The sequence below is a fragment of the Streptomyces sp. DH37 genome, from assembly GCF_029813835.1.
In the GTDB taxonomy this organism is placed as follows: domain Bacteria; phylum Actinomycetota; class Actinomycetes; order Streptomycetales; family Streptomycetaceae; genus Streptomyces.
In genome coordinates, this window is the sequence record NZ_JARVKV010000060.1 from 1 (window position 1) to 13,755 (window position 13,755).

Sequence of the window (13,755 nt, forward strand, 5' to 3'; positions counted from 1 at the left end):
GACCCGGCGTACCCGCCGGGTCCGGGTCCGCCGGGACCGCCTGCCGGGGAGGAGCGTCAGCGCCCCCGTCCGGACGCCCCGCGCGCCGCGGCGGACGTACGCCCGGTCGGCTCCGCGGTCGCCGGGTCCTCGGGCCAGGGATGCCTGGGGTAGCGGCCGCGCAGCTCCGCCCGCACCGAGCGGTAGCCCTCGCGCCAGAACGACGCCAGGTCCGCGGTCACGGCGGCCGGACGCCCCGCGGGCGACAGCAGGTGCACCAGCAGCGGCACCCGGCCGCCCGCCAGCCGGGGCGCCTCCTGCCACCCGAACAGCTCCTGGAGCTTGACCGCCAGCACCGGTCGCTCCCCGCCGTAGTCCACCCGTATCCGCGAGCCGGAGGGCACCTCGATCCGCTCCGGCGCCAGCTCCTCCAGCCGGGCGGCCTCCCCGGTCGCCCACGGCAGCAGGGCGCTCAGCAGCCGCCCAGCGTCCGCGCGCTCCAGGTCGGCCCGCTGCCGGGCCGGCCCCGGCAGCCCGCCCAGCCACTCGTCCGCCCGCGCCAGCAGCGCCTCGTCGGACACGTCCGGCCACGGCCCGCCCAGCTCCCGGTGGAGGAAGGCCAGCCGCTGCCGCAGCGACACCGCCTCCCGCGTCCAGCGCAGCAGCCCCACGCCCTCGCGCCGCAGCCCCTCCAGCAGGGCCGCCCGCACCGCTGCGGGATCGGGGTCCCGGATCGGGCGGGAGGACAGCTCGACGGCGCCCAGCCGCTCCACGCGCCGGGCCACGACGTCGCGCCGCTCGGCCGACCACAGGACCTCCTCGGCGTCCGCGTACAGCGCCCCCGCCGCCTCCCGCACCGTGTCCTCGTCGGTCACCGCGGCCAGCCGCACCCGCGCGGAGGCCGCCCCCACCGGCCGGTCCGCGACGGCGACCGCCAGCCAGGGGGCGTCGCGCAGCCCGGAGCCGGGGGCGAGCTCGGCCCGGGTGCCGGAGACCATCAGATACGCGCGCTCACCGCGCGAGCGCGCCACCCGCTCGGGGAAGGCCAGCGCCACCACCAGGCCGGCGGCCGCCTCGTCGGACACACCGGACGCACCGGGCACACCGCCGGACGCTCCGGACGCGTCCGCGGGGCCCTTCCGCCCGCGAAGGCCGCCGGGGAGGCTCCCGGACAGCGCGCCCTCCAGACGGCGCGCCTCCCGGCGCCAGCGGGCGGCGTAGGCGTCCCCGCCCCGGCGCGCGGCGCGCCACACCGCCGCCACCTCGTCGCCGTACTCCCGGGGCGGCTCCTCGCTCAGCAGCGCCACGACCTCCGCCGCCCGCCGCGCGCCCACCAGGGGCGCTCCGTCCAGCAGGGCCCGCGCCAGCCGGGGGTGCAGGCCGAGCGCGGCCATCGCCTCCCCGCGCCCGGTCGCCCGCCCGGCGCCGTCCACGGCGCCGATCGCGCGCAGCACCTTGCGGGCCGCGGCCATCGCCCCCTCGGGCGGCGGGTCGGGCAGCGACAGCCCGCGCGCCTCCGGATCGCCCCAGCAGGCCGCGCGCAGCGCGAAGGCGGTGAGGTCCGCGACGGCGATCTCGGGGGAGGGGAAGCGCGGCAGCCGCTCGTGCCCGGCCTCGGGCCAGCAGCGGTACACCACTCCCGGCGCCTCGCGTCCGGCCCGTCCGGCGCGCTGCCGGGCCGACGCCTTCGAGGCCCGTACGGTCGTCAGCGCGCTCAGGCCCCGGGCGTGGTCGGTGCGCGGCTCGCGGGCCAGTCCCGCGTCCACCACCACCCGCACCCCGGGCACGGTCAGGCTGGACTCGGCGACCGACGTCGCCAGCACCACCCTGCGCCGTCCGCCGCCACCGGCCAGCACCGCGTCCTGGACGGCCGCCGGGGCCCGCCCGTGTACCTGGAGCACCTCGGCGCCCGCGCCCGCCCCGCCGTCCAGCAGTGCGGCCACCCGCGCGATCTCCCCGACCCCGGGCAGGAAGCACAGCACGTCGCCGTCCTCCTCCCGCAGGGCCCGGCGCACCACGTCCGCGACGTGCTCCAGCAGGGCCGGGTCCACCCGCGTCCCGTGGGCGGGACGCACCGACCGGGGGCCGGGGGGCGGCGCCCACACCACCCGCACCGGATGGGCCGCTCCGGGCGCCTCCACCACGGGCGCGTCCAGCAGCCGGGCCCAGGCCCCGGCGTCGGTGGTGGCCGAGGCGGCGACCAGCCGCAGCTCCGGCCGCAGCGCGGCGCGCACGTCCAGCAGGAAGGCGGCGGCGGTGTCCGCGTCCAGATGGCGCTCGTGGCACTCGTCCAGCACCACCGCGTCCACCCCGGCCAGCTCCGCGTCGCGCTGGAGCCGCTGGAGCAGCACCCCGGTGGTCACCACCTCCACCGCGCACCCGGGGCCGACCGCGCGCTCCCCGCGCACGGTGAAACCGACCCGCCCGCCCACGTCCTCGCCCAGCAGCCAGGCCATCCGCCGCGCCGCGGCCCGCGCCGCGATGCGGCGCGGCTCGGCGACCACCACGCGCCGCACGGGGGCCCCGCCGGTCCCGCCGTCCTCGCCTGCCGGCCCGACCAGCCCGGCCAGGGCCAGCGGGACCAGGGTGGTCTTGCCCGTGCCCGGCGGGGCGCACAGCACGGCCGCCCCGCGCCTCTCCAGCGCGTCGGCCAGAGCGGGCAGGGCGGAGCGTACGGGGAGCTGGTGGAGGACGTCGGTCCGCAGGGCCATGCCCCCATCCTCGCAGCGACCCGGAGGGCCTCCGGGCCGTGCCGGCCGCGTCAGTCGCGCTCGCAGACGAAGATCGCCGTGCCCGGGATCAGCCGGCCGCGCAGCGGCGACCAGCCGCCCCACTCCTGCCGGTTCCACCCGGGCCACTCCGGCTCCACCAGGTCCACCAGGCGGAACCCCGCGGCGACGAGGTCGCGCACGCGGTCGCCGAGGGTGCGGTGGTGCTCGACGTAGACGGCGCGCCCCCGCTCGTCCTGCTCCACGTACGGCGTGCGGTCGAAGTAGGAGGCGGCCACCGTCAGCCCCTCCGGTCCCGGCTCGTCGGGGAAGGCCCAGCGGATCGGGTGCGTCACCGAGAACACCCAGCGACCGCCCGGCCGCAGGACGCGGTGCACCTCGCGCAGCACCCGCACCGGATCGGCGACGAAGGGCAGCGCCCCGTACGCGGAGCAGGCCAGGTCGAAGGAGCCGTCGGCGAAGGGCAGCGCCCCGGCGTCGGCCTGGACCAGGGGGAACGCCGGGGAGGAACCGCCGCCGATGCGCAGCGCGTGCTGGAGCTGCCGGTGCGAGATGTCCAGGGCCACCGGGCGCGCCCCCCGCGCCGCCAGCCAGCGCGAGCACTGCGCCGCCCCCGCGCCGACCTCCAGCACCGAGCGGCCGGCCAGCCCCTCCGCCGGGCCCAGCAGGCCGGCCCGCTCCTCGTCCAGGCCCTCCGGGCCCCACACGAAGCGGTCGTCGCCGAGGAAGCCGCCGTGCTCGCGCTGGTAGTCGTCGGCGTTCCGGTCCCACCAGCCGCGGCTGGCGCGGCTGCTCTCCGTGCCGTCCGCGTCGCGGCGGGCGACCTCTGGTTCGCTCTCTTGGTTCATGCTGCCCGTCGTCGTAGCCTTCGGTTCCGGCGCGCGGCCGGAGGAAACGGGGAGGGACCCCCGGGAGAGCCCCGGCGGAGGGGGAGGACGGGACGTGACTCCGGCGACTTGTGCCGGATATGGGATTCAAGTCCCGTGTGTCCTTGTTCGTGCATTGACCCTGCCCGGCCGCCCCCGTATGCTACAAGTTGCGCTGCGGGCCTGCGCGCCTCGGACGGAGCAGGTCGCGCTCGCATCTGTTGTATGTCCCCTCGGTTGTCGAGGTGCTCGTGGTTTCCTCGGAGATCTTCGGTGAAGCACCTCTCAGGCTGTCCGGCTTCGGCAGTGCGATACGGGCTCTCGGCGTAGCAGTACCTACGACTTCAATGTCCGTACCGGAGCCCTTTTCCACATGACGAGCAGCACCGAGACCACCGTGACCACCCCGCAGGTTGCGGTTAACGACATCGGTTCCGAGGAAGCCTTCCTCGCCGCGATCGACGAGACGATCAAGTACTTCAACGACGGCGACATCGTCGACGGCGTCATCGTGAAGGTCGACCGGGACGAGGTCCTGCTCGACATCGGTTACAAGACCGAAGGCGTCATCCCTTCCCGAGAGCTGTCGATCAAGCACGACGTCGACCCGAACGAGGTCGTCGCCGTCGGTGACGAGATCGAGGCCCTGGTCCTCCAGAAGGAGGACAAGGAGGGCCGCCTGATCCTCTCGAAGAAGCGCGCCCAGTACGAGCGTGCCTGGGGCACCATCGAGAAGATCAAGGAAGAGGACGGCATCGTCACCGGTACCGTCATCGAGGTCGTCAAGGGTGGTCTCATCCTCGACATCGGCCTCCGCGGCTTCCTTCCGGCCTCCCTGGTCGAGATGCGTCGTGTCCGCGACCTCCAGCCGTACGTCGGCAAGGAGCTCGAGGCCAAGATCATCGAGCTGGACAAGAACCGCAACAACGTGGTCCTCTCCCGCCGCGCCTGGCTGGAGCAGACCCAGTCCGAGGTCCGCCAGACCTTCCTCACCACCCTCCAGAAGGGCCAGGTGCGGTCCGGCGTCGTCTCCTCGATCGTCAACTTCGGCGCCTTCGTGGACCTGGGCGGCGTGGACGGTCTGGTCCACGTCTCCGAGCTGTCCTGGAAGCACATCGACCACCCCTCCGAGGTCGTCGAGGTCGGCCAGGAGGTCACGGTCGAGGTCCTGGACGTCGACATGGACCGCGAGCGCGTCTCCCTGTCGCTCAAGGCGACCCAGGAAGACCCGTGGCAGCAGTTCGCCCGGACCCACCAGATCGGCCAGGTCGTGCCCGGCAAGGTCACCAAGCTGGTGCCGTTCGGTGCGTTCGTCCGCGTCGACGAGGGCATCGAGGGCCTGGTCCACATCTCCGAGCTGGCCGAGCGCCACGTGGAGATCCCGGAGCAGGTCGTCCAGGTCAACGACGAGATCTTCGTCAAGGTCATCGACATCGACCTGGAGCGCCGCCGCATCAGCCTCTCGCTGAAGCAGGCCAACGAGTCCTTCGGCGCCGACCCGATGGCGGTCGAGTTCGACCCGACCCTGTACGGCATGGCCGCGTCCTACGACGACCAGGGCAACTACATCTACCCCGAGGGCTTCGACCCGGAGGCCAACGACTGGCTGCCGGGCTACGAGAAGCAGCGCGAGGAGTGGGAGCGCCAGTACGCCGAGGCGCAGCAGCGCTTCGAGCAGCACCAGGCGCAGGTCCTCAAGTCCCGCGAGGCGGACGCCCAGGCCGAGGCCGAGGGTGCCGGTGCGGGCGGCGGCCAGCAGGGCGGCGGCGCCGGTGGCGGCGGCGGCTCGTACTCCTCGGAGTCGAGCGACAACTCCGGCGCCCTGGCGTCGGACGAGGCCCTGGCGGCCCTCCGCGAGAAGCTCGCGGGCGGCCAGAGCTGACCCGTCGGTGACCTGCCGGCCGCTCCGGCCGGCACACGGTGACCCGCGGTAGCGCGCAGACGCAGGGCCCCCTCCCCGTCCGGGGAGGGGGCCCTGCGGCGTTCCCCGGCCCCCCGGGGAAGGCCGAGGGGGCCGCCCCCGGTGCCCGGCGCGGCGCCGGACGTGGCACCATGCGTGATCACGGAGGTCTTCCGGTCACCCGACCCCTCACCCGACCACGGGAATGCGTGCACGGCGACGGACGTTGCCGACAGACGGAAGCGACACGGAGGAGCGGTAGCAGTGCTGGACCCACAGGGTTTGTACGCATGGGATCCGTCCGGCCTCGAGGAGGCCGAGGCGGCCGTCGGCGAGCCGGGCGGCGCCGGGCCCGTCATGCTCTACCACTTCGAGGGCTTCATCGACGCCGGCGAGACCGGCGGCCAGATCGTCGAGCGGCTGCTGGACCGTCAGCCGCACACGACCGTCGCCCGCTTCGACGCGGACCGCCTCATCGACTACCGCGCCCGCCGCCCGGTGATGACCTTCCGGCGCGACCACTGGGCGTCCTACGACACCCCCCGGCTGGAGCTGAGGCTGCTGCGGGACGCCACCGGCGCCCCCTTCCTGCTGCTGTCCGGCCCCGAACCGGACGTGGAGTGGGAGCGGTTCACGGCAGCCGTGCGCGAGATCGTCGAGCGGCTGGGGGTGAGGCTGTCCGTCGGTTTCCACGGCATCCCCATGGGCGTCCCGCACACCCGCCCCGTCGGCCTGACCCCGCACGGCAACCGCCTGGACCTCACCCCCGTGCGGCAGACCCCCTTCGACGAGGCCCAGGTGCCCGGCAGCGCCGCCGCGCTGCTGGAGCTGCGGCTGGCCGGGGCCGGTCACGACGTGCTGGGCTTCGCCGCGCACGTCCCGCACTACGTGGCCCGCTCCACCTACCCCGAGGCCGCCCTGACCGTCGTGGAGACGATCACCGCGGCCACCGGCCTGGTGCTGCCGGAGGTCACCCACGCGCTGCGCACGGACGCGCACCGCGTACAGGACGAGATCGAGCGGCAGCTCGCGGAGGGCGACGGCGAACTGGTCGCGGTCGTCCGGGGACTGGAGCAGCAGTACGACGCCATGGCCGGGGCCGAGACCCGCGGCAGCCTGGTCGCCGAGCCCACCGAACTGCCCTCCGCCGACGAGCTGGGCGAGGTCTTCGAACGCTTCCTCGCCGAGCGCGAGGGCGGGGACGGCGCCGGGGACACCGGCGGCCCCCGCCCCTGACCCGCCCCGCCCGCCGCGCTTGGGTAGGGTGACGGCAGCCGCGGCGGGCGACCCCGCGCGCGGCGCGCGGCCCCGCCGTACGGCGCGGGGCGCGGGTACCGGACGTGTGGAGGCGCGGCCATGCTCTCCGTGGGGCTGACGGGCGGAATCGGCGCGGGCAAGAGCGAGGTCTCGCGGCTGCTGGGCGGGTACGGCGCCGTGATCGTCGACGCCGACAGGATCGCCCGCGAGGTCGTGGAGCCCGGCACCGAGGGGCTGGCCGCGGTGGTCGCCAAGTTCGGCCGGGAGGTCCTCGCGCCGGACGGCTCCCTGGACCGGGCCCGGCTCGGCTCCATCGTCTTCGGCGACCCGGAGAGGCTGAAGGCCCTCAACGCGATCGTCCACCCGCTGGTCGGGGCGCGCTCCGCCGAACTCCAGCAGGCGGCGGGCGACGACGCGGTCGTCGTCCACGACGTACCGCTGCTGGCCGAGAACGGCCTGGCCCCCCTCTACGACGTGGTGGTCGTCGTCGACGCCTCCGCCGAGACCCGGCTCGACCGCCTGGTGCGGCTGCGCGGCATGGCCGAGGAGGAGGCCCGCGGCAGGATGGCCGCCCAGGCGACGCGCGAGCAGCGGCTGGCGGTCGCGGACGTCGTGATCGACAACGACGGCCCCCTGGAGAAGCTGGAGCCCCAGGTCGCCGAGGTCTGGCGGCGGTTGCGCGAACGCGCCGACGGACGCGCCTGAACCGCCGGCGGCGGACCCCGGCGCCCGCGGCGGACCGCGCGTGCTTGACCGGTGTCCGCGCCGGGAAGACTCCCCCGCACCAGGGCGCGAGGGAATACGCCCGCGCGACGGCGCGTTGCCGTGGCGGTACACCACGACGTCCGTGACGTCCCGCAGACGTCCCGTGACGCCCCCGGAACCACCATTCGTACCCGAGGACCCGTGGTCCCGCGTCCGCGTGACGCGGCCGATCCCGGTCGAGGAGGCGTCGACGTGCACGAGGCCACGCCCGAGACCCATGTCATCCAGTACCGCGCGGCGGAGCAGCTGCTGGCCGCCCGTGACCCCAGGGGGGCGCTGAAGCTCCTGGAGTCCGTGGTCGAGACCTTTCCGGAGAAGACCTCCGTCCGCCTGCTGCGCGCCCGCGCCTTCTTCCTCAGCGCCCAGCTGCGCGCCGCCGAGGAGGAGTTCCAGGTCGTCCTGGAGCGCGAGCCGGACAACTCCTTCGCGCACTTCGCGCTCGGCCGCACCCTGGAGCGCGCGGGCCGCGACGACGAGGCGCTGCGCCACTTCCGCCTGGCGGCGGCGCTGGATCCCCGGCCGGACTTCTGGGAGGCCGCCCGCTTCGGCGACCGCGCCGCCTGACGCGGCCCGCCCGCCGGGGACGCCGACCGTACGAGCCGGTCATGAAGAACGCCCCGTCCACCCACTGGCCGGGCACCGGGTCGTGCGGGAGCTGGGCTCCGGCGGCGGCGACGTCCACCTCGATCCCGCCGATCGTGCGCACCCGCAGGCGGTGGAAGACCTCGCCGCTGATCTCGCTCTCGGTGCGCTCGGCGGCCACCACGCACCCCGCGAACAGCGCGTGCGCCGTCGGCGCCCACTCCCGGCCGGCGTCGTCGGGGCGGAACAGCCCGGCGGGGATGAGGTAGTCCGGCGCGAACTTCGGCTCGCGCTCCTCCTGCGCCGCGTCGTACGCCTCCTGATCCGGGTACAGGTCGATCCGCTCGGCGAGCGCGCTCAGCCGCAGGCGGCCCTCGGTGGGCGCGCCGTCCCTCCCGCGGCCCAGCGCGCGCAGCTCCACGCGGTCGGTCAGCTCCACCGGCAGCGGGCACAGCATCTCCCCGCCCTCGCCGTCCAGCAGTTCCACGTGCGCGGTCCCGTCCGGCGCCAGGGCGACGCCGCGCACCGGGACCGGCGCGCCCCGCGGCACCAGGGCGGGCAGGACGTACGCCAGCGCCCCCTCCGCGTCGATCTCCAGTTCGACGCGCGCACCGCCCTCGCCGGTCCACACCACCCGCACCGCGCCCCCGCCGACGGGTTCCGCCCGCCCGAGGCCGTACAGTCGCCGCAGCAGCTCGCCGTACTCCTCCCGGTCGCCGATCTCGAGACCGATGGCTCCGAAGTGACTGGTCATGACACGCACCCCCGTGGGAATGATCGATTCGACAGCCCCCACCGTCCTCCGCCCGCCCGGGGAGGGCAATCGGATTTCGCGCGGGGCGCCGGGGAACGATGGACGGTGGACCCGCCCCGACCCCGACCCCCTGGACCGCCCGTGACACTCCGAGACTCCCGCCCGGTTCCCGCCGCCGCCCTCGCGCTGACCGCCGCCCTGCTCCTGGCGGGCTGCGAAGCCGCCGAGACCGGGGATCCGCCGACCGGTCCGGAGCCCGCCGCGTCCGGCGGACGGGCCGTCAGCCCGCTGGAGAACGAGGAGGGGACCGGTCCCGGGCTGGCTCCCGTCTCCTCCGGGGCGGACCGGGAGAAGGCGCGCGGGATCATCGAGGAGGTCGTGACCAAGGGGCGCGGACCCAGGACCGGTTACGACCGGGACGAGTTCGGATACGCCTGGATGGACACCGCCGACGGCGTGCCGCTGGCGCGCAACGGCTGCGACACGCGCAACGACCTCCTCGCCCGCGACGGCCGGCGGCTGCGCTTCCGCTCCGGGTCCGACTGCGTGGTCGTCTCCATGACGCTGGCCGACCCGTACACGGGCGAGGAGATCGCCTGGAAGAAGCGGGACGCCGCTGAGGTGCAGATAGACCATGTGGTGCCGCTGTCGTACGCCTGGCAGATGGGCGCCTCCCGCTGGCCGGAGGACAAGCGCGAGCGGTTCGCCAACGACCCCCTCAACCTGCTGCCCGTGGACGGTTCGGCCAACAGCGCCAAGGGCGACTCCGGCCCCGCGGCCTGGCTGCCCCCCAGCAAGCGGATCCGCTGCGCCTACGCGGTGCGCTTCGCGCAGGTCGCCCTGGAGTACGGGATGCCGGTGACGGCGGCGGACAAGCGGGTGATGCTGCGGCAGTGCGGGGGCTGAGCCGGGCGCGGAGTCCGCGGACCCGCCGGCCGGGTCCGCGCGCCCCGTCCGGCGGCACGGACCGTCCGTCAGCACGGACCGTCCGGGCGGGCAGGGAGCCGGGCCGCCGGCCCTCCGCGCCCGGGGGCGCCGGAGGCGTACTTGGCAGGGGAGCCCCCGGCCCCTACTTTGACGATGTCCATTCAAATCGGGGGTGTCGTCACGGGCGGTGCCTCCGGCTGCCGAGGAGGACCGCATGTTCGGCTGGAGAAGACCGGTGACCCGCCGGGCCGCCGCCGTCACCACCGCTCTGCTGACGCTGGCGGGGGCGCTGTCCCTGGCCGCCCCGGCGGGAGCCGCCACCGGTGAGCGGCGGGGCGCCGATCCGTCGGACGCCGTGGCCGAACGCCTGCTGGAACGCGGGCGCGCCGAGATCGGGGCCGCCGCGGCGCACGACGCTACGCGCGTCAACATCACCCGCGGCGCGAACGGCTGGGCCTTCGGCACGGCCGTGCTGGCCACCGAGCCGGGCTCGGAGCGGATGCCCCGCGGCTGGCTGTTCCTCGCCGAGCGGGAGAGCGGGCAGTGGCGGGTCGCCCTCGAGGGCGAGGACCGGTTCGCCGAACTGTCCCGGCGCTCCCCGCTGGTCAGGGCGGCGGAGAAGCCCCTGTTCGCCCGGCTCGGCGGCCCGCGGCAGGACGCCCCCGCACCGGGCGGCCCGGACGGCGGGGACGAGGTCGTCGCGTACGGCGCCGGCGACTACCGCACCGGCATGGCGCTGCCGACGACCGTCGGCGCCAACACCGTCATGACCAGCGGCCCCCACGGCTGGAGCGGCAGCGCGGCGCCGTGGAGCTCGCTGGACTTCGCCGGGGGCGACGAGGTGGTCCGCGCGGCCCGGCAGGGCACGGCCTACACCATGTGCCGGGGCTGGGTACGGGTCGTCCACGACCGCGGCTACGCCACGGACTACTACCACCTGTGGAGCAACATCAGCACCAACGGCGGCTGGGTGAACGCCGGCGCCTTCCTCGGCTACACGGGCACGGACGTCACCTGCGGCGGCGCCGCCTACGGCCGCCACGTCCACTTCGGCCTGATCCAGAACGGCTCCTACATCGGGATCGCGGGCCACAACCTGGGCAAGTGGGTGATCTACAACGGCGGCGCCGCCTACCAGGGATCGGCGATGCACGGCAGCCGGCAGGTCGGCGCCGGGGGCACCCTGTACAACCACGGCGCGCTGGGCCTCGACCAGGCCGTGGTCGACGCCAACGGGGGCACCTCCGTCAACAAGCGCTCCGGGCCCGGCACCGGTCACGCGGTGAGGGGCTCGGCGGCGGACGGGGCCACGGTGACCGTCTCCTGCTCCGCCAACGGCACCTCGCACACCGGCCGCTACGGCACCACGAGCCTGTGGAACCGGCTGAGCGACGGCACCTGGATCAGCGACGCCTACGTGTGGACGGGCGTCAACGGCCCGATCAACGGCTGGTGCTGAGGCGCCCGCCGCCGCCCGCACCGCCGCCGCACGCCGCCCTGTCACCCGCCCGTCACCCCGCGGCGCCGGCGCACCGGCGGGGTGCGAGCGCCTCACCGCGGTCGTAGACGGCGTACGCCATCGATGCCCCGGCGAAGGGACGAACTGACGGGATTTCCCCGGAAGGACAGCGGTATCCCCGCACACCACCATTGCCGCAGTGACGGCGGCGGTACTGTGCGTCGCCGAACCGAACGGACTGGAGGCGGGGGTCGTGAGCACGACACGGCGAGCGGTTGTGACCGCGCTGGTGGCGGCCGGTGTGCTGCTGCTGGGCGGCTGCGGCCAGACGGACGGCACCGAGGGACCGGGCGGCGGTGCCCGGGGGGAGACCGGCGCCGGAGGCGGGCAGCGCATCCCCTCGGAGCTGGTGGGGAGCTGGAGCACGGACAGCTCCTTCAACTTCGACCCGACCGTCTTCAGCTTCTACGAGGACGGCTTCTTCACCCAGGAGGTCGGGGCGAGCAGGGCCGCGGGCCGGTACGAGGTCAAGAACGGCACGCTCCTGACGCTCCCCGAGGGGGGAGAACCGAAGGCCTACGCATGGCGGCTGGGAGAGGGCGGCTGCCTGTACCTCGACGACGTCAAGCACTGCCCGTACTCCTGAGGGCGGCCTTCCGAAGGGACGCGCTCCGCACCGCTTCCGCGGGGCGGCGGGCCGGACACCCCGCCGCGGAAGCGGTGCGCCCGGCCCCCTACCCCTCCCGCGCGGCGCGCGGCCGTACGCACGCGGTGCGCGGGAGGGCGGGCGTTCTCAGTGGGACACGGGCGGGGGCGGGGGCGGCAGGTGGCCGCACAGCCGCCGGCAGACGACGGTCCGCCCGGAGCCCGTCCCGGCCCTGGCCGCCGGTCGTCCGGCGTGCCCTCTTCCCGGCGACGGACGGCACCGCGCCCGGACCGGACGCCGGTGGAGCGATTCGTTGAAGCAGCAGAGCCTGGGCGGGGATTGGGACGGAAAGCGGGGGGAAGACAACACGCCCACACCGTATCGGCCCCGGCCCGTTTCCGGGCAGGCCGTGTGAGTACCGGCACATCCGCCGGGCGCCCGAGCACGTGCGCGGCCGTTCCGGCCCGTGGGGGAGTCCGGTGCGTCCCGCGCGCCGGCCGCGGCTGCCGCGCCGGCGGCCCGGGGAGCGGCGGGCCGTGAGCGACCGGCGGCGGCCGGCACGGGGCACGGGCCCTGTCCGGAGGGCCGCGCCTCAGCCGGACGCCTGGCCGGCCGGACGCGACTCGCTCGGGCGGACGATCACGAAGCCCTCGCCGTCCAGCCTGAGCTGCACCGCCTCGCCGGAACCGCCGCGGATCATCGAGCCGAAGCTCTGCGACCGGTGCAGGGAGGTGGCGAGCTGCGCGCTCCAGCCGACGACCGCGTCGGTGTCCACGAAGACCGGGCCGCCCGGTGAGACGGGGATGACGATGGGGGAGCCCTCGCAGATCACGCCCAGCCTGCCGTGGCCGGTGAAGAGGCTGTTGAACAGGCCGCCGCCCACCATGCCCGCGCCCTTGACGACCCTTATGTCGTAGCTGAGGGTCGCGTCGAAGCACAGCACGTTGCGCCCGTTGACGGTGAGGCTGTCGCCGGGGTCGATGTCGACGATGAAGCAGTTGGCGGCGTCGTGGGCGAACCAGGCCTCGCCCCGGCCCCGGACGGACATCAGGGCGAGCCCCTCGCCGGTGACGGAGCGCTTGAGGAAGTTCCCCACCCCCTGGCCCTTCCTCTCGAAGCTCAGGTCGCCGCGGAAGGCGACCATCGCGCCCTGCCGGGCGTAGCACTCGCCGTCCACCACGTACCGGATCGACTTGGCGTTCTGCAGGGACATGCCGGGGGCGGTGGCCGGCCGGACCATGTTCTCGGAGGCGAAGAGATCACTGCGCATGAGCCGTATGCTCCCCCCGCTCCGGCGCCCGGCCAAGACGCCGCGCGCGGAACGCCGGGCGCCGGTCCCGGGCCGCCCGGGCGCCGGGCGGTGCCGCTAGCGTGTGCCCATGGCGACGGACGAGACGCGGACGGCCGGCGGACTCCGGGAGGCCCCGGGGAGGTGGGGGGCCACCGCGACCACACAGGCGCGGGCGGACGAGGTGGGCGCGGTACGGACGGCCTACGCGCCCGCCCCGGACGGCGATCCCGACCCCGGCGAGATCGTCTGGACCTGGGTGCCGTACGAGGAGATGGACGGACGGGGCAAGGACCGGCCCGTCCTGGTCGTGGCGCGCGAGGCGGCCGGCACCCTGCTGGCCGTACAGCTCTCCAGCCGGCGGCGGGAGGGCGAGCACGACTGGGTGCCGCTCGGGTCCGGCCCGTGGGACCGCTCCGGGCGGGACTCGTGGGTGGACCTGGACCGGGTGCTGCGCGTCCACCCGGAGGGGATGCGGCGCGAGGCGTGCGCGCTGGACCGGGCGAGGTTCGACCGGGTCGTGCACAGCCTCCAGCGGCGGTACGGCTGGCGCTGATCCGCTCGCATACTGGCCCGGTACGCACCGACGCACAGCCCTGCCGC

The 13,755-nt window shown here is 75.4% G+C and carries 12 protein-coding genes; 9 read left to right on the top strand and 3 right to left on the bottom strand.

Annotated features, from left to right (window positions below; translation table 11 throughout):
* Positions 1–56: 56 nt before the first annotated feature.
* Positions 57–2,690 (bottom strand): ATP-dependent helicase HrpB, encoded by a 2,634-nt coding sequence (gene hrpB, locus QC029_RS24025; protein WP_279557858.1) that lies wholly within the window; start codon positions 2,688–2,690, stop codon positions 57–59.
* A gap of 50 nt (positions 2,691–2,740) precedes the next feature.
* Positions 2,741–3,556, bottom strand: a complete 816-nt coding sequence (locus QC029_RS24030; RefSeq protein ID WP_279557859.1) for a class I SAM-dependent methyltransferase — start codon at positions 3,554–3,556, stop codon at positions 2,741–2,743.
* A gap of 391 nt (positions 3,557–3,947) precedes the next feature.
* Here QC029_RS24030 and rpsA point away from each other — a divergent pair, with 391 nt between their 5' ends.
* The 8 genes from rpsA (at position 3,948) to QC029_RS24070 (ending at position 11,864) form a co-directional block, all read left to right on the top strand.
* Positions 3,948–5,456, top strand: a complete 1,509-nt coding sequence (gene rpsA, locus QC029_RS24035; RefSeq protein WP_279557860.1) for a 30S ribosomal protein S1 — start codon at positions 3,948–3,950, stop codon at positions 5,454–5,456.
* Positions 5,457–5,738: 282 nt separating this feature from the next.
* Positions 5,739–6,710, top strand: a complete 972-nt coding sequence (locus QC029_RS24040; protein WP_279557861.1) for a PAC2 family protein — start codon at positions 5,739–5,741, stop codon at positions 6,708–6,710.
* Positions 6,711–6,830: 120 nt separating this feature from the next.
* Entirely contained in the window at positions 6,831–7,436 is a 606-nt protein-coding gene (coaE, locus tag QC029_RS24045) for a dephospho-CoA kinase (protein ID WP_279557862.1), read from the top strand.
* A gap of 252 nt (positions 7,437–7,688) precedes the next feature.
* Positions 7,689–8,060: a tetratricopeptide repeat protein gene (locus QC029_RS24050; protein WP_279557863.1), complete on the top strand. Its 372-nt coding sequence runs from the start codon at positions 7,689–7,691 to the stop codon at positions 8,058–8,060.
* Positions 8,061–8,101: 41 nt separating this feature from the next.
* The gene (locus QC029_RS24055; RefSeq protein WP_279557864.1) at positions 8,102–8,347 is read left to right on the top strand and encodes a hypothetical protein; all 246 of its coding nucleotides are present in this window, start codon (positions 8,102–8,104) and stop codon (positions 8,345–8,347) included.
* 626 nt (positions 8,348–8,973) lie between these two features.
* Positions 8,974–9,738 carry an HNH endonuclease family protein gene (locus tag QC029_RS24060; RefSeq protein WP_279557865.1) on the top strand — a complete coding sequence of 255 codons (765 nt, stop codon included), beginning with the start codon at positions 8,974–8,976 and terminating at the stop codon, positions 9,736–9,738.
* Positions 9,739–9,973: 235 nt separating this feature from the next.
* Positions 9,974–11,218, top strand: a complete 1,245-nt coding sequence (locus tag QC029_RS24065; RefSeq protein WP_279557866.1) for a peptidoglycan DD-metalloendopeptidase family protein — start codon at positions 9,974–9,976, stop codon at positions 11,216–11,218.
* Between the two features lie 199 nt (positions 11,219–11,417).
* Complete coding sequence (locus tag QC029_RS24070) at positions 11,418–11,864, top strand: hypothetical protein (protein WP_279557867.1); 447 nt, start codon at positions 11,418–11,420, stop codon at positions 11,862–11,864.
* A gap of 592 nt (positions 11,865–12,456) precedes the next feature.
* Here the strand turns inward: QC029_RS24070 and QC029_RS24075 are convergent.
* Positions 12,457–13,134: an AIM24 family protein gene (locus QC029_RS24075; protein ID WP_279557868.1), complete on the bottom strand. Its 678-nt coding sequence runs from the start codon at positions 13,132–13,134 to the stop codon at positions 12,457–12,459.
* A 109-nt stretch (positions 13,135–13,243) separates the two neighbouring features.
* Between QC029_RS24075 and QC029_RS24080 the strand changes: the two genes are divergently transcribed.
* The gene (locus QC029_RS24080) at positions 13,244–13,708 is read left to right on the top strand and encodes a type II toxin-antitoxin system PemK/MazF family toxin (protein WP_279557869.1); all 465 of its coding nucleotides are present in this window, start codon (positions 13,244–13,246) and stop codon (positions 13,706–13,708) included.
* Positions 13,709–13,755 lie beyond the last annotated feature (47 nt).